This is a genomic window from Coprococcus sp. LG101-27, assembly GCF_027695515.1.
In the GTDB taxonomy this organism is placed as follows: Bacteria; Bacillota; Clostridia; order Lachnospirales; family Lachnospiraceae; genus Allocoprococcus; species Allocoprococcus comes.
This window is the reverse complement of sequence record NZ_JAQEUJ010000002.1, coordinates 154314-171673: the sequence shown is the minus strand read 5'-3', so window position 1 is coordinate 171673 and position 17360 is coordinate 154314. Positions and strand designations below refer to the sequence as shown.

Sequence of the window (17360 nt, the reverse complement as noted above, 5' to 3'; positions counted from 1 at the left end):
AATTTAAGGAGGAAAAATAAAAAAGTAGAAAGGAAAAGAAAATGCCACTTATTATAGCAATAATTGTAATAATTATAATCGTTAAGGTTATATCAAAGCGAAAGTATGAGGAATTAGAAAAAGAGATATTACAAAAATTAGGATTTTCAAGTTGGAATATGGTGACCTATTTTGATGAATATGTAGCAGTAAAAAGTAGGCAGGCATTAGAAAAATATGACGATGTAAAATTTTTTAAAGAAAATAAAGGAAAACTTACGAGAGCAGAGGAGATTATTAAAAAGAAAAATAACATAGTGGACATTTTAAAAAAGTTTTTAGAAGATAATGAATATAAATCCCGTCCCAAATATCGTCAAATTACAAGACAAATTGATGTTGTTTTAAGAAATGCAAGCGCTTATAGAATAAAAGTTCAATACATATCATCAGCAGGTAATCATTTAGGTGAAAAGGTAATAACATTACAACAATCTAGCATCAATAAATTTAAAAAAGATCCATCACTACTTATGGGAAAAGGCGAATATAATAAATATTTAAAAGAGCAACAAAAAGAAGCGCTGAGTAAAAAACAACATGAATACTATGAAAAGGTAAATAGTATTATAGACTATGCGAATAAAAATAGAGATATGCTGGTTATTAAAGGAAGTCAGGAAAAAGTAGATAATTTAGTTATTCAATTGTTTGACAAAACAGTTAATAGTATCAAAAAAATAAAAACGATTGATAGTGAGGAATGGACAGTTATTGGTGATTTCATAATACATCATAAAAGAGAGCTTGAAAAAATAGTAAATAATAATCAGAGAATATTAGACTATTATGAGTCTTCAGAGTTCCTAAAAATAAAAGAAACTTGTGAAGCTATGATGAGTAGCCAGAGAGAATTTAATGAATATATCAATGAAAAAATACAGTCTATATCTAAACTTTTTGGTACCAGAGTAGTCAGAAATGAGACAATCAATGATGATGAATATGACTATATTCGTCCATATAAAAAAACAATTACACCTTTTACAGCAGAAGTTTCAGCGACAGTATTTGCAAGCGCAGAAAATAATCCGCTGGAATATATAGTAAAAAACTTTTATCCTAATAAGAAATCATATCCTGAACAAATACGGAAGTTATATATACTTATAGAGGAGCTTGAAACTTTAAGGGATGCAAAGCAGATTATTGAAAATTATAAAGCGGACTATCAACAGTATCTTGGTGATGTGCCAGCGTTTATTATGGAGAATGATGAAGCAGGTTTTTATTCAAGACTTGGATTTGCTAATATTGATGAAAGTGTGCTTACTGTAGAATACAAGTTTTCATATACTTCTAATGGAGGAATGGCAAGAAGATCATTTATCGTACCAATGACAGAAGAAACGATCATAGAACTTATTAAATTATTGGAAAGTAAACTTACAGCAAGTGCTTTTGCAAAAGAGCAGAGAACTTTAATGACAAAGAAGTTACGGGAATTTATAAAAAAACGTGATAATTATACTTGTTGCAATTGTGGGAATTCTATTTATGCAGAACCTAATTTGCTGCTTGAGATAGATCATATTATTCCTGTATCAAAAGGCGGTTGTACAGAGGAAAAGAATTTACAGACATTATGTTGGAAGTGCAACCGATCAAAGAGTGATAAAATTATAAGTTAATACAAGTGAAAAAGCAGGGGATTAGAAAAGGATCCCCTGCTTTTGGGTTTAAAGAAAATTATTTAAAATTAATTGGATAAACATCTTTTATCAAACCATCCTGGTCATAAGAAAAATATATTTTTACGACTACTTCCTCCTTATCGACTAAAAAAGTCACAAGAACAGTTTCGGAATCATCTGTTTTGGAGTCAAGCGAAATATCTTTTAAAGCTATTTTGGTATTATTAACAGCTGCTTCGGACAGATAGGTCTGACCATAGGTTGAAATAAAATATTCTAATCGTCCCGTTTCAAAGTATTTTCCTACAAGTTTGTTCCAGTTTTCGAGAATTTTCTCAGAATTGGCGAAAGCATCATCAGAATTTGCATCAGTATTTTCACCGATTACATTAGAAGCATCCTGAGAGTATAATTCTTCATTTGGCGCAGTAAACATTGCAGTAATTACTGCTTCGGCTTCCGGACTTACGGCTGATTCAGATGCCTTTTTGTCTGAGCAGCCAGTAAGCAGAATAAACAAAAGTAACAGAATAAAATAAATTTTTGGCGTTGCTTTTTTCGTCATGAGAATCCCTCCTTTGCTTGTGGGGGCAGTTAAAATAGTTTTCCTGCCATTGGATTGATCTGCCTTTCAAATTTTGGGTGTTTATAAGTATAGTATAATGGATCTGGCTGTAAAACGCTAATATTATTTTTGCAAAAAAGCAGTTGCTTGGGCGACCGTATGCGGACAAATCGTAGAAGCACTCATCACAGCATTTGGAGGAGTCAAAAGACCGCCGGAGCGGTTGGAATCGTGCTTTACCGGAGGACAATAGTGGTTGATTTTCAGGTGTGATTTGCTATAATTGATAAGAAGAGTAAGAATGGACAGCAGAGTAGTACTGCTATAATGAGAAAAAGGGAAGTATAAAGATATGAATTACGGAACAATTAAAAATTACGATATCGCAAATGGAACCGGCGTCAGGGTCAGTCTTTTCGTATCCGGATGCCGGCATCATTGCAAAGGATGTTTCAATTCCGAAACCTGGGATTTCAATTACGGCAATCCATATACCAAAGAAGTAGAAGCACAGATCCTGGAAGCCTTAAAACCCGCATACATCCAGGGATTTTCCCTCCTCGGCGGAGAACCCTTCGAGCCGGAGAACCAGAAAGAGCTTGCCGGACTCCTGCAAAAGATCAAAGAAAGCTACCCGGAGAAAAATGTCTGGTGCTACACCGGATATCTCTATGATGTAGACCTCATCCCCGGCGGAAAAGTCTACACCGAATACACTGACAAGATGCTCGCCTGTATCGATACCCTCGTAGACGGCGAGTTCATCGAAGCCGAAAAAGATCTCACCCTGGAATTCCGCGGAAGCCGCAACCAGAGAATCCTTCACCTTGATGAAATCCGCCAAAATGCGAAAAACTAAAATAATTCATTGACAAAAAAAGACCACTGTGCTATAAATAACAAGTGGTCTTTTTTAGATCATAAAATCAAATAGGGGATTGGTCAAATGGTATGACAGGAGTCTCCAAAACTCTTAGCGGCAGTTCGATTCTGTCATCCCCTGTAGAACCCTCTCGGAAGCAGTTCCGGGAGGGTTTTTATACTCTAATAAGTATTTCTTGAACAAAATACAAAAAGGAGTGACAGTATAATTTTCTAATGCTATGATGTATAGAAACGTAAAGTATAAGTGAGGTGTGGAAAATGAAAATTGAATTAAAAAAATGGAGTATTGAAGATAAAGAATCCCTTATTAGAATATGTGATACTATAGATAGAAACTATTTATCAGATAGATTACCAAATCCATATACTAATGAATCAGCAGAATGGTGGTTAAACATAGTAAAAGAAAATGAGGGAAAAACAGGTATATTTCGAGAAATTATTGTTGATGGCAAAATAATAGGAACAATATCAGTTGAACAAAAAGAAGATGTCTATCGAAAAGATGCTGAAATAGGATATTATTTATTACCAGAAGAATACTCAAAAGGAATCATGACAGAAGCAGTAAGACAAATCTGTGAAACAGCTTTTGAAAAATTAGACATCATCCGAATCACAGGGCTGGTATACGAACCTAATATTGCCTCCAGAAAAGTACTGGAAAAGAACAACTTTATACTTGAAGGCACAATGAAAAAAGCAGTCATCAAAAATAATAATATTTATGATCTTTGCATTTACGGAAAAATAAGATAACAAGTTGAAACAATAAGTAGATCTGCAACCAATAAATGTAAGCGGCAACGAAGCAAAATAATTCCCCTCAGATTCAATTTTTGTGCAATGGAGATGAAACGCAGGAATCGTGGAAGCCTCTGCTGAACACGATTCCCGCTCTAAGCGGTTCATCGGAATGGTTTGCACAAAGAATCTGAGGGGAATTATTTTGCTTCGTTGCCGTCACAACCTATAAATTTGCAAACTTAAAAATATCTTTAGAAATTAAAATACAACTCATACACCTTGACCGGCCTCCCCTTCGCATTGGTCGTCTGCGTATATGCGAGCCTCGCAACTCCCCCATTTTCCAGATTCTGAATAATCCGGTTCGCATTTCTCACCGTACTTCCCATCCGTTCGGCAAGCTCGTGCGTTGTAATTTTATTTGATCCGGCAGCATGCGTACTGGCAAGGACTTTCTTGATCGTAACCGGTGAAAGATTACACTGCTTTGCAATCTTTCCAAGATTCTGCACATACTGATTCTGGATCACTCTTCGGTCGGATGAACCAAGGGGTCCGATCATATCCCCGTTTTCATTCTGGATAAAACTTTTTCCAAACTGAACAGCCTCTTTGCGGGCATTTACAGAATTACGGATCGCATTGTCAAAATTTGTCCCGATTCCGTATCCTACAGCACATTCAAAATGCAGTTTGCCGGTGAGAAATTCATTCAGTTCGCAGACCTTGTTATTGTGCGTAATATGCTGCAGCATTTCTACAGTGGTCAGGGCACTGCAGTGATTATCCACTTCCTGAGGGATACAATTCATCAGATTTTTTTTAAAGAAATCTTCCATACAGACATAGATCTGCTGGATATTTTCCGGTGTGTTATCTGTCGAACTACGGGGAGATATATTGATGATAACCGGAAGGTTGGAACGTATGTGCTCCAGCTCGATCGTGGACAGAAGTTCATTTGCAAGATCCCGGATATGGCTGACACTTGGCAGCGGATAGATTGTCGGGATCCCGTGCGCACGAAGCTCCGGCAGGATATTACTGTACTGACAGAGAACCATATCCATTTCATTGTTGTTCCACATACGGATCAGCTCTGAAAGGACATGATTTTCAATCGTACTGATACTGGTGCGTGTCAGTGCCTTGGTCCAGTTGTTAATATGTGGTGGAACTGTATCAATGTCCAGCTCCTTAAGGAAAGCGGTTGCAGTACAGCTGCCGTCGATCGGAATCAGGAAATCCAGAATAATCCGGTCCATATCCAGATCCCGGTTGGAAATCAGTAGATTCAAAAGAGCACGGTACAGGCCGGCTGTATCAATTTCAAAGGATACGATCGGACGGTTATAAGCGTGCGCAGTTGACTCAATGGCAGCTTTTGCGATCTTACCACTGATAAGAAATCCGTCAGTGTCCCCGGCGTAAGAATCGTAAACTTCTGATATTGTGTCAAATTTGTTGTAGGAAACCACCTGGATGTCACAGTTTAGTTTTAGTTCTGAGACGATCTGCGAGACAGGTTCCTTTAAGTACTGGCTGGTAATAGCCACAATTTTTCTTCTCATTTTCTTTCACCTCTCAAAAAGTATCATATAAAATTATCTTCCATAAATCAACCATAATATTCTGAAAATTAAAAAAATAACGAATAAATAGGTAAAACAACGAAAATCAAGAATATTCTGTAATATTATTGACTAAAATGTTAGAAGTTGGTATATTGTAATCGTGATAACTATTCTGTAAATGTTCCAAAAACTAATAAAAATGTTCTGTAAATATTCTAAAAGTAGAACAGTATTTTTAATGTAAATGGCAGGAACAAAGTTAAAGGAGGGCTTAGTATGAATTACTATGAAAGAGCATTGGAATTAAAGGATGAAACAATTGCAAACCGCAGACACATCCACAAAAATGCTGAAACTGGTCTGGATCTTCCAAAGACCAAAGCTTATGTTATGGAAAAGCTGACAGAATACGGACTTGAGCCGAAGGATTGTGGTTACGGGGTAACAGCCACACTTGGTAAAGGGGGAAAAGTTCTTCTTCTGAGAGCAGACATGGATGCACTTCCGATGCCGGAAGAAAGCGGAGAAGAATTTGCGTGTCCTACAGGAAAAGAAGCACATACATGCGGACATGATTTCCATGCTGCAATGCTTCTTACAGCAGCAAAGATGCTGAAAGAAAAAGAAGATACACTGGAAGGAACTATCAAATTCATGTTCCAGCCGGCAGAAGAGACTTTTGAAGGAAGCAAGAATATGATCGAGAACGGTATTCTTGAGAATCCTCCGGTTGATGCAGCGCTTGCGTACCATGTATCACCGGGAAAAATGCCGATTGGACTTTTTATGTACAATGATAAGGATACAATGATGTATTCTGTAGATGGATTTAAGATCACCATTCATGGAAAAGGCTCCCACGGTGCTTATCCACATGTAGGAATTGACCCGATCAACATCGGAGTTCATATCCATCTTGCATTGCAGGAATTGATCGCAAGAGAAAGTGATCCGACACATTCCTGTGTGCTTACAATCGGACAGTTTGCAGGTGGAACTGCAGCAAACATCATTCCTGAGACTGCTGTTCTCCAGGGAACGATCCGTACCAACAAACCGGAAGCAAGAGAACTTCTGGTCCGCAGAATGAAAGAAGTCGCTGAAAAGACAGCAGCTGTATATAACGGAACCGTTGATATTGAGATGATCTCAGAAGTTCCTCCGCTGATCTGCAATCCGAAGCTTACCGACGAAGTGGTTGGATATATGCAGGAGCTTGGAATTCCGGGACTCACACCATATCCGGGAATTTCTGCAAGTGCTTCTGAAGATTTCGCAGTGATCGCTGAAAAGGTTCCAAGTACATTTATGTATCTGTCAGCAGGATATCTGGATGAAAGAGGACAGTATCCGGCACATCATCCGAAAGCACAGTTTAATGAGGATGTTTGCCCGATCGGAGCAGCTTGTCTTGCACATTGCGCTTCACAGTGGCTTAAAAATAACAAATAGAGAGTAAAGGTTTCTTTAGGAACAGGAGGAGAAAAATATGAGTAAAGAACAGCAGGCTCAGGCACAGCCACAGGTTGCGATTCCGCTTCCGAAGGCAAAGAAAAACTTGGTTCAGATCGGATGTATCTGCATGATGCTTTCTGTAGCAATGTATGGACTGGTATTTGCAACGTTAACAGCACCTATCCTTGAAAAAGTTGATGCGATGGGATATGTAGGACTCTTCTCTATCGTAGGTGCGATCGGTGTATCGATTATGACTCCGATTGGAGGAAAATTAGGTGACCTTATTGGTAGAAGAAACATTGTAGTGATTCCTGGAATTATCTGTGCACTTGCAGGTTTTGCATTTGCATTTGTGAGATCTCTGATTCCACTGATGATCCTCAGACTGATTGTCAGCCTTGCACAGGGCGCATTTACAGCAGCACCATACATTATCGCAGGTCTTATCAATGAAAGAAAAGATGTACCAAAGGCAATGGGTATGCTTGCAACCGCAATCGCTGTTGGTGGATTTGGAGGAAGTATCATCGCAGGTATTTTAACAGATATGGGATTATTGACTGTGGCAATCCTTATGCCGGCAATTCCACTTATTCTTGGTATAGTACTGATTGGAATGAACATGCCGAATCAGAAAAGAGAAGGAAAGGTTACGATTGATGTTCCGGGGATGATCGCACTTATCGTATCACTTTGTGGAATTCTTCTTGCACTGAACTTTGGATCTTCTATGGGATGGACAAATCCAATGATTCTTGCAGGTCTTGTAATTGGTATCATTGCTCTTATTGCACTTGTTAAGATTGAAAATAAAGCTGCAGAGCCGTTGATTCCAATGAAATTATTTAAAAATAAAAACTACACAGTACTCCTTATTGTAGGATTTATCTGCTATTTCTATCAGAATGCCATGAACTATTATGCACCGATCGGTGCCATGCAGGTTATGGGAGCATCCACGAGTGCAGCAGGTGCACTGCAGATGCCGCGTACACTGATTACAATCATTCTTCCTACTATCGCAGGTGCATGGGTAGGAAAGAAAGCTGCCAATGCATGGAAAGCAATGGTAATTGGTACAAGTCTTGCAATGATCCCGATGGCTGTGATGGCGTTGGTAACAAATTCAGGTGCTTCGATCATGATTTATTTTGTAGCACTTGCAGTTACAGGTATCGCTGAAAGCTTCCGTGCTGTATCCATTACGCCAACAGCACAGGCAATGCTGGCACCGGAAGATATGGGAATCGGAACTTCTCTGGTTAACTTCGCAAACTCACTTTCAGGAACAATTGCAGTTGCAGTATTTGCAGTCGCATATAATGCAAGTACATCAGCTGATCCGACCAATGTAGCACTGATCCAGAATGGTGTAAAATCTGTATTCTGGACAGCAGCAGTCGTTACTCTGATTGGACTTCTTCTGGTAATCTTCATTGTAAAACCGGAGATGAGCAAGAAAGCAGCAGAAAGTAAATAGAATATTGAAATCCATGTGAACATGTGAATAAGAAGCCGGGGCGGATGTGAAAAAGCATCTGCCCCGGTTGTTATCTGGAGAAGTCTTTTATAGATCTGCCGGATACAGGGATGAGAATGGAAATGACATATGTTTCAGGTAAATGCAGATTGCATTTCAGAAAATCAAGAGTATAATAAGAAATAGTGAAAAGAAGAAAGGCAGACATATATCTGTCTTTTTATAATTATAGAGACAATTTTAAAGATATAAGAAATAATATGATTTACCGGAGGAAAAGAATGCTTGGAAACTATCTGGATGAAGTACGAAAAAAAGCACCATTGATACACAATATCACCAATTATGTGACGATCAATGATGTGGCAAATATGGTTCTTGCCTGCGGTGCAAGTCCGATTATGTCAGATGAGCCGACTGATATTGAAGAAATCACATCCATCTGTCAGGGACTGAATATCAATATGGGAATGTTAAATCCGCGCAAGATTGAAAGTATGCAAAAAGCCGGGAAAAAATCCAACGAACTGCATCATAAAGTGTTGCTGGATCCGGTCGGAGCAGGATCGAGTTCGTTCCGAACAGAGGCGGCACTGAATCTGATACGTGATATTCAGTTTGATGTGATCCGGGGAAATATTTCTGAGATCAAGACCTTAGCAGCAGGACATGGTACAACGAGTGGTGTGGATGCAGACGAGGCAGATACACTGACGGAGCAGAATCTGGAGAAAATGATTCCGTTTATAAAGGATTTTTCCAGAAGGACAGGTTCCGTGATTGCTGTGACTGGAGGAATAGACCTTGTAAGTGATGCAAAGAGGTGCTTTGTGATCCGGAACGGTCGTCCGGAGATGGGACGGATCACCGGAACCGGGTGTCAGCTTTCCGGGATGATGACGGCATTCCTTGCGGCGAATCCGGAGAATAATCTGGAAGCAGCGGCAGCAGCGGTCTGTGCCATGGGGCTTGCCGGTGAGACTGGCTGGAAATATATGCAGCCGGGAGATGGAAACGCAACCTACCGTAATCGGATCATCGATGCGATTTATAATATGGAAGGAAAAGAATTGGAAGAAGGTGCAAAATATGAGATTAGATAAGAAAGATATGGTTCTGTATGCGGTAACAGACCGTCACTGGCTGAATGGAGAAAGCCTGTACAGCCAGGTGGAAAAAGCGCTGAAAGGTGGGGCTACATTTATCCAGCTCAGGGAAAAAAATCTGGCTGAGGAAGAGTTTCTGGCAGAAGCAAAAGAGATTGCCAGGCTCTGTAAATCCTACCATGTACCATTTGTGATCAATGACAATGTTGAGATTGCAAAGAAGGTAGATGCCGATGGGGTGCATGTGGGGCAGAGCGATATGGAAGCTCTTGATGTGCGGAAAACACTGGGTGAGGACAAGATCATCGGTGTTACGGCAAAGACGGTGGAGCAGGCGCTAAAGGCGCAGGCACATGGAGCCGATTATCTGGGAGTCGGTGCAGTCTTTGGCACGACATCAAAGGCAGATGCAACAAAGCTGGATCATAAGGTTTTAAAGGAAATCTGCGAGACGGTGGACATTCCGGTTGTGGCAATTGGGGGAATCACGGAAGAGAATGTGACAGAGCTTGCCGGAAACGGAATCTGTGGAGTTGCCGTGATCAGTGCAGTTTTCGGACAGCCGGATATTGAGCAGGCTACAAAAGAATTAAAAGAGAAAGTAGAGGGTATGTTGAAATGATTTTGTTTACTAGCGATTACACAGAAGGGGCACATCCGAGAATTATCGAGAAGCTTGCCGAGACCAATATGGAGCAGACAGTAGGATATGGGGAAGATCCTTACTGTGAAGAAGCGAGAGAAGTAATTAAGAAGGTGTGTGAAGCACCGGAGGCAGATGTTCATTTTCTGGTGGGAGGTACACAGACGAACTTTACGGTAATTTCTTCTATTTTACGCCCGTTCCAGGGAGTGATCTGTGCAGATAGCGGACATATCAATGTCCATGAGACCGGAGCTGTAGAAGCGACCGGACACAAAGTTCTGGCACTTCCTTCAAAGGAAGGAAAAATCACAGGACAGCAGATAAAGGAATATTACGACCTGCACTGGAGTGATGAGTCTCATGAACATATTGTACAGCCAAAGATGGTTTATATTTCACATCCGACAGAGGTAGGAACATTGTATACAAAGAATGAACTTGAAAATATTTCTACTGTATGTAAGGAATGTGGACTTTATCTTTTTCTGGATGGAGCGAGAATGGGATATGGACTGATGGCACCGGGGACAGATGTGACACTTCCGGATATTGCAAAGTGTTGTGATGTATTCTATATTGGAGGAACAAAGGTCGGTGCATTGTTCGGAGAAGCTGTGGTAATCACAAATCCATGTCTAAAGCAAGATTTTCGTTACTGCATTAAACAAAAAGGTGGAATGCTTGCAAAAGGAAGACTGCTTGGCGTTCAGTTCCTGGAGCTTTTTAAAGATGGTCTTTATTTTGAAATCTCCAAACATGCGATTGATATGGCAATGCTTTTGAAAGACGGACTGAAAGAAAAAGGATATGAATTCTTCATGGACAGCAATACCAACCAGCAGTTCATTATTGTGGAAGATGCCAAATTGCAGGAAATCCGTCAAAAATATGGCGTAACTTATCAGGAAAGGTACGATGAGACCCATAGTGTGATCCGATTATGCACTTCCTGGGCGACAAAAGAGGAAAATGTGAAGGCATTCCTGCAAGATATGTAATTTGCGAAAAATTGAATAAAGCTTTACAGGTAAGGCAGATATGGTAAATGATAAGGACTTTTTTGCACAGAAAATGGCAGAAGAGTCCTTTTTTGATTTTCGTAGTGTTTTAATATGAGAAAATAATAGTTAGGCATTTAATTATTTGTTTGTGAAAAATATTATAAAAATATAAATTATTGAGAATAAATGTTGACTTATATGTGTGATACGCATAAAATAACGATTAGATTTCTAATGAATAGACATCTAATTAAATTGCGGGAGGTGAAAGGGTGAAGTCGGATAAATTTGAGTGTGGGGATTTTACCAGGGAGAATATGCCGGTACAACTTCTTCTTGCACAGGTCGGACATATGTATAAATGGTATGTGACGAACCAGATGAAGGATACAGAGCTGAAAGCCGGACAGGCAGGAATTCTTGCAATATTGCAGATGGTAGGACCGATGTCACAGAGAGAGCTTGCAGATCATATTCATATTACGCCGCCATCGGTGAATGTAGCAGTTCAGAAACTGGAAAAGCTCGGATATATTAGAAAAGAGCAGGACGAAAAAGACCAGCGGATGACAAGGATCCATCTGACAGAACGTGGAGAGAAGATTCTTGGCAACATGCATGAGATTCTCCGAAGCACGGAAGATACACTCCTGAAGAATATGAGCACAGAAGAGAAAATACTGTGCAGAAGACTGCTTTTACAGATGAGTGACAATCTTTTCCAGGAAAAAGAATTCCGTGATATGACATGTAAAAACCCATTTGAGGAATAAAAATAGTTACTAAGAAAGGAAATAATTGCTATATGAGAAAGTTATTCAAACATTTGAAGCCTTATGCAGCAACTATAGCAACGATTGTTGTTATCCTGATCGTTCAGGCGTACTGCGATCTGTCATTGCCTTCTTATACTTCAGACATTGTCAATGTCGGAATCCAGCAGGGAGGAATTGATGAGAAGATTCCGGATGCAATCGCAGAGGAAGAGATGAATAAGCTGTTGCTTTTTGTGGCAGAAGAAGACCAGCAGACAGTGCTGGATGCATATGAGAAAAAGGAATCCGATTCGGATTATAAGTATGATGGAGCAATTTATGTTCTGAAGGATTCCGTGAAAAAAGATGAAGAAAAGTCAGGAAAGGTATTTGACATCCTTGGAAAGCCGATGCTTCTGACTTATGGATTTGAATCTGGAAGTGATACAACGAAGAAGATGGAAGAATCCATGAAAGAGAATATGATTTCTTCTATAAAGGAACAGGCTGAGAAACAGGCAGAGAGTATGCAGTCCCAGATGACAGATGAGCAGAAAGCAGCACTTGCGGCAAATCCGGAGCTTGCCAAGAAACAGCAGGATGAAATGCAGAAAAACATTGATGAACAGGTGAAAAAGATCGAAAATGCAGATTTCTTTGAGATCCTGAACATGATACCGGATGAACAGAGAGCAGACGTTATTGATAAAATATCAGAAAAAATGGACGATATGCCGGATACCATGCTGGAACAGGCAGCAACTTCATTTATTAAAGAAACCTACAGTGTTCTGGGTGTGAATACCGATAAGCTCCAGAACAGATATATTTTAACAACTGGCGGTAAGATGCTTGCACTTGCATTTCTCGGAATGATCGCAAGTGTACTTGTCGGACTTCTTGCATCAAGAGTTGCGGCAAGTACTGGACGTGATCTGAGAGGAAAGGTATTTAAAAAAGTTGTTGGATTTTCCAATGCAGAATTTGACAAGTTTTCAACTGCATCACTGATCACAAGAAGTACCAATGATATCCAGCAGATCCAGATGCTTGCAGTTATGCTTCTGAGAATGGTTATGTATGCACCGATCATGGCAATCGGAGGAGTTTTCAAGGTTCTTCATACGAATGTCAGCATGTCATGGATCATCGTACTTGGGGTAATCCTGATCGTGATGGTTGTTGCTGTATTATTTATTGTGGCAATACCAAAATTCAAGATTCTGCAGAACCTGGTCGACAGACTGAACCTTGTTACCCGTGAGATCCTTACCGGACTTCCGGTTATCCGTGCATTTAGTACAGAAAAGCATGAAGAAGAACGATTTGATAAAGCGAACAGAGATCTGACAAGAACCAACTTATTCGTAAACCGTGCCATGACATTTATGATGCCGATGATGATGCTGATCATGAATGGAATTACTGTGCTGATCGTATGGAGCGGTGCACATGGTGTCAGTGACGGGCAGATGCAGGTTGGTGATATGATGGCATTTATCCAGTATACAATGCAGATCATCATGTCCTTCCTTATGATCTGCATGGTTTCCATTATGCTTCCAAGAGCAGCCGTTGCAGCAGAACGTGTGGATGAGATCCTGACAAGCAGGACAGCGATCGAAGATCCGAAAACACCGGAAAAACTGGAAGAATCCAGAAAAGGCGAAGTAAAATTTGACCACGTATCCTTTCGTTATCCTGGAGCAGAAGAGGACGTACTTCATGATATCAGCTTTACAGCAAAACCGGGACAGACAACGGCGATCATCGGAAGTACCGGTAGTGGTAAATCTACGATGATCAACCTGATTCCAAGATTCTACGATGTAACAGAAGGTACGATCACATTGGATGGAAAAGATATCCGCACCATTTCCCAGCATGATCTGCGGGATGAGCTTGGATACGTTCCACAGAAAGGTGTACTTTTCTCAGGAACAATTGAGTCCAATATTCTGTACGGCAATCCGGATGGTTCCGAAGCTGAGATGAAGAAAGCAGCGGAAATTGCACAGGCAACCGAATTTATCGAAGAAAAACATAAGAAATATAACAGCCCGATCGCGCAGGGAGGATCCAATGTATCCGGAGGTCAGAAGCAGCGTCTGTCCATTGCACGTGCGATCGCAAAAAATCCGAAGGTTTATATTTTTGACGACAGTTTTTCAGCACTGGATTATAAGACGGACGTGGCACTTCGTGCGGCGCTGAAAGAAAATACACAGGACAGTACAGTGATCATCGTAGCACAGAGAATCAGTACGATCTTGCATGCAGAGCAGATCATTGTCCTGGATGATGGAGAAGTTGCAGGAATCGGAACGCATAAAGAACTTCTGAAATCCTGTGAGGCTTATTATCAGATTGCTTCATCCCAGCTTTCAGAAACAGAGCTGGCAAGAGACTTGAATGATGAGACTGACGGAAAGGAGGAAGCATAGTATGAGTAATCAGCCAAGAAGAAGAGGACCTATGGGCGGTGGACATGGAAGAATGGGAACCGGCGAAAAAGCAAAAGACTTCAAAGGTACTATGAAGAAACTTTTTACTTACCTTAGTGAATATAAAATCGGTATTTTCTTTGTTATGATATTCGCAATCGGAAGTACAGTTTTCAATATCGTTGGTCCGAAGATTCTGGGAAAAGCGACAACGGAGATTTTCAAAGGTCTGGTTGGAAAAGTATCCGGCGGTAGCGGAATTGATTTTACAAAGATTGGTAAAATCCTGTTAACTTTATTGTGTCTGTACGTGATCAGCGCATGTTTCTCCTTTATCCAGGGATATATCATGACAGGCGTATCACAGAAGCTGACCTATCGCATGCGAAAAGAAATTTCTGAGAAAATTAACCGCATGCCGATGAATTATTTTGATACGACTACACACGGAGAAGTTCTTTCCAGAGTAACCAATGACGTAGATACTCTGAGCCAGAGCCTGAACCAGAGTGCAACCCAGATGATCACATCCGTGACAACAATCATCGGTGTACTGATCATGATGATCAGTATCAGTCCGCTGATGACTGTGATCGCACTTCTGATCCTGCCGGTATCTATGGTACTGATTTCTGTAATCGTAAAACACTCACAGAAATACTTCAAAAGCCAGCAGGAATATCTGGGACATATCAATGGTCAGGTAGAAGAAGTATATGGCGGACATAATATTGTCAAAGCATTCAATAAAGAAGAAGATGTGATCCGCGAATTTGATGAGACTAATGATATCCTGTTCCGTTCTGCATGGAAATCACAGTTCCTTTCCGGAATGATGATGCCAATCATGCAGTTTGTCGGAAACCTTGGATATGTAGGAGTTTCTATCTTAGGAGGTTACCTTGCAATCAAACAGACCATCGAAGTTGGAGATATCCAGTCCTTTATCCAGTATGTAAGATCCTTTACACAGCCGATCCAACAGGTTGCACAGGTAGCAAACATGCTCCAGTCGACAGCCGCTGCATCAGAGAGAGTATTTGAATTCCTGGACGAAAAAGAAGAAGATCAGTTTGCTGAAAATCCAGTATCTGTAGAAGGATTACAGGGAAATGTAGAATTTGAACACGTACACTTCGGATACAATCCGGAGCATATCATCATCAATGATTTCTCTGCAAAAGTAAAAGAAGGACAGAAGATCGCCATCGTAGGACCAACCGGAGCAGGAAAGACAACCATGATCAAACTGCTGATGCGTTTCTATGATGTCAACAGCGGGGCAATCAAGATCGATGGACACAACATCAAAGACTTCAATCGGAGCGAACTCAGACAGATGTTCGGAATGGTACTTCAGGATACCTGGCTGTTCAGCGGAAGCATCGAAGATAATATCAAATACGGAAAACTCGATGCCACCCACGAAGAAGTCGTAGCAGCAGCCAAAGCTGCCCACGTACATCGTTTCGTCCAGACTCTTCCAAGCGGATACAACATGATTCTCAACGAAGAAGCCAGCAACGTATCCCAGGGTCAGAAACAGCTCCTCACGATCGCCAGAGCCATCCTGGCTGATCCAAAGATTCTGATCCTCGATGAAGCTACCAGCTCCGTAGACACCAGAACCGAAGTCCAGATCCAGAAAGCCATGGATAACCTCATGAAAGGCAGAACCAGCTTCGTAATCGCCCACAGACTCTCCACCATACGAGACGCAGATCTCATCCTGGTAATGAAAGACGGCGATATCATCGAACAAGGAAACCACGAAGAACTTCTGGCAAAAAATGGATTCTACGCAGAGCTGTATAACTCGCAATTTGAAAACGCTACAAGCTGTGCATAAAAATGGAAAGATGTCAAAAATCATGCGAGCATGATTTTTGGCATCTTTTTATTTTTATATAGAGCGCCAGCTCTCATTCGGATGATGCGACAGCATTAGCCGAATGCAGCACAGCGTATGTGTCGGGGCAAAAGAGTAGAGTGCATCATTCCACAAACTAATCAATCTCCAGCGGAACAGGAGCTTCAGCTCCGCTTCCCGCGCCTGTCTTGCGTTCCCTAAATTTAATTCAATTATTTTCCAACATCTCTAGCAACGCCGAATTTGTTGATTTATTTATGATTTCTGTAATTTTCAATCAACCAGATTAAACGAATTTGTTGATCTGTTTTTAATTTCTGAAATTCTAAATCAACTATATCTGCATATTTCGTTGATTAGCTTTGAATTTTACAGTATCTAAGTCAATAAAATATTCTTATTCTGTTGACTTGTTTTTGAGTTTTATAGTATCTAGATCAATAATAGTTCCTTATTTCGTTGATTCATTTTCGGCTTTTAAGTTTTGCAATCATTTTTTTCAGTATAACACATGTAAAAATGTGTATCAATGAAGCAAAAAATAAATATGAAAAACTGTAAAAAATATTGCCATCAATAAAAATCATATATATGATATTTATAAAGAACAAAGGAGGTTTAAAATAATGCCTATGAAAAAAAGATTATCCAGTTCCATTGGTACTATTATTGTTCTCTGTGCGATAATCATAATATCGTTGCAGAAATATCAGCCGGACAAAGAAGTAATTACTACTTTCATATATGAATGGCTAAATGACGATTCCAGGGCAGAGACAGAATACAAAAAAATTCTGGAAACCGGAAGTGATAATCAATCCTTATCTCAGCCTTTGCAAAAATACTTCATAACAGAAGCGGCATTCCAATCTTTCTTAAAGACATTTTATTATTTACCAGTAAAAATTCTGCAACAATACGATTCCTACAATTTAATAGACATTAACATAACAAAAGAATCTAATAGTTACTTTGTAAAAGTAGACTTAGAATTGATAAAAGAAGAAAAATCAAAGAATCATTCCATCACAATAAAAATTCAAATGGATCATAAAAAGTTTACCTATTTTACCATCACAGAAGGAAAAGAAATTTAACACAAATAAGCGGTTGAAAGATAAGAAACAAATAGGATATAATAACCCATAGATATTCA

Annotated in this window: 14 protein-coding genes and 1 tRNA gene; 13 read left to right on the top strand and 2 right to left on the bottom strand. The window is 39.9% G+C overall.

The window, feature by feature from the left end; translation table 11 throughout:
* Positions 1–41: 41 nt before the first annotated feature.
* Positions 42–1670 carry an HNH endonuclease gene (locus tag PG766_RS03335; protein WP_117824138.1) on the top strand — a complete coding sequence of 543 codons (1629 nt, stop codon included), beginning with the start codon at positions 42–44 and terminating at the stop codon, positions 1668–1670.
* A gap of 58 nt (positions 1671–1728) precedes the next feature.
* Here the strand turns inward: PG766_RS03335 and PG766_RS03330 are convergent, their stop codons facing one another.
* On the bottom strand, positions 1729–2238 hold the full coding sequence (locus PG766_RS03330; protein WP_117824137.1) for a hypothetical protein: 510 nt from the start codon (positions 2236–2238) through the stop codon (positions 1729–1731).
* Positions 2239–2590: 352 nt separating this feature from the next.
* On the opposite strand from PG766_RS03330, the gene nrdG reads away from it, so the two are divergent.
* The 3 genes from nrdG (at position 2591) to PG766_RS03315 (ending at position 3882) form a co-directional block, all read left to right on the top strand.
* A complete protein-coding gene (nrdG, locus tag PG766_RS03325; protein WP_117824136.1) occupies positions 2591–3097 on the top strand; it encodes an anaerobic ribonucleoside-triphosphate reductase activating protein in 507 nt (168 codons plus the stop codon).
* Between the two features lie 73 nt (positions 3098–3170).
* Positions 3171–3241 (top strand) — tRNA-Trp (locus tag PG766_RS03320).
* A gap of 140 nt (positions 3242–3381) precedes the next feature.
* Positions 3382–3882, top strand: coding sequence for a GNAT family N-acetyltransferase (locus PG766_RS03315; RefSeq protein ID WP_118198537.1), 501 nt, complete (start codon positions 3382–3384; stop codon positions 3880–3882).
* A 239-nt stretch (positions 3883–4121) separates the two neighbouring features.
* Here the strand turns inward: PG766_RS03315 and PG766_RS03310 are convergent, their stop codons facing one another.
* Complete coding sequence (locus tag PG766_RS03310) at positions 4122–5441, bottom strand: hypothetical protein (RefSeq protein ID WP_118198538.1); 1320 nt, start codon at positions 5439–5441, stop codon at positions 4122–4124.
* A 279-nt stretch (positions 5442–5720) separates the two neighbouring features.
* On the opposite strand from PG766_RS03310, the gene PG766_RS03305 reads away from it, so the two are divergent.
* From PG766_RS03305 to PG766_RS03265, 9 genes are all read left to right on the top strand, one after another.
* Positions 5721–6896 carry a M20 family metallopeptidase gene (locus PG766_RS03305; RefSeq protein WP_117556907.1) on the top strand — a complete coding sequence of 392 codons (1176 nt, stop codon included), beginning with the start codon at positions 5721–5723 and terminating at the stop codon, positions 6894–6896.
* Between the two features lie 37 nt (positions 6897–6933).
* Positions 6934–8382: an MFS transporter gene (locus tag PG766_RS03300; protein WP_118198539.1), complete on the top strand. Its 1449-nt coding sequence runs from the start codon at positions 6934–6936 to the stop codon at positions 8380–8382.
* A gap of 281 nt (positions 8383–8663) precedes the next feature.
* Positions 8664–9485, top strand: a complete 822-nt coding sequence (gene thiM / locus PG766_RS03295; protein WP_022220107.1) for a hydroxyethylthiazole kinase — start codon at positions 8664–8666, stop codon at positions 9483–9485.
* Complete coding sequence (gene thiE / locus PG766_RS03290; RefSeq protein ID WP_118198540.1) at positions 9472–10110, top strand: thiamine phosphate synthase; 639 nt, start codon at positions 9472–9474, stop codon at positions 10108–10110. The genes thiM and thiE overlap by 14 nt, the downstream gene beginning before the upstream one ends.
* Complete coding sequence (locus PG766_RS03285) at positions 10107–11132, top strand: threonine aldolase family protein (RefSeq protein WP_118198541.1); 1026 nt, start codon at positions 10107–10109, stop codon at positions 11130–11132. Before thiE ends, PG766_RS03285 begins: the two co-directional genes overlap by 4 nt.
* Before the next feature lie 275 nt (positions 11133–11407).
* On the top strand, positions 11408–11908 hold the full coding sequence (locus PG766_RS03280) for a MarR family winged helix-turn-helix transcriptional regulator (RefSeq protein WP_117824130.1): 501 nt from the start codon (positions 11408–11410) through the stop codon (positions 11906–11908).
* A 32-nt stretch (positions 11909–11940) separates the two neighbouring features.
* A complete protein-coding gene (locus PG766_RS03275) occupies positions 11941–14334 on the top strand; it encodes an ABC transporter ATP-binding protein (RefSeq protein WP_118198542.1) in 2394 nt (797 codons plus the stop codon).
* A gap of 1 nt (position 14335) precedes the next feature.
* Entirely contained in the window at positions 14336–16183 is a 1848-nt protein-coding gene (locus PG766_RS03270) for an ABC transporter ATP-binding protein (protein WP_118198543.1), read from the top strand.
* Between the two features lie 647 nt (positions 16184–16830).
* A complete protein-coding gene (locus PG766_RS03265) occupies positions 16831–17301 on the top strand; it encodes a hypothetical protein (protein ID WP_055246762.1) in 471 nt (156 codons plus the stop codon).
* Positions 17302–17360 lie beyond the last annotated feature (59 nt).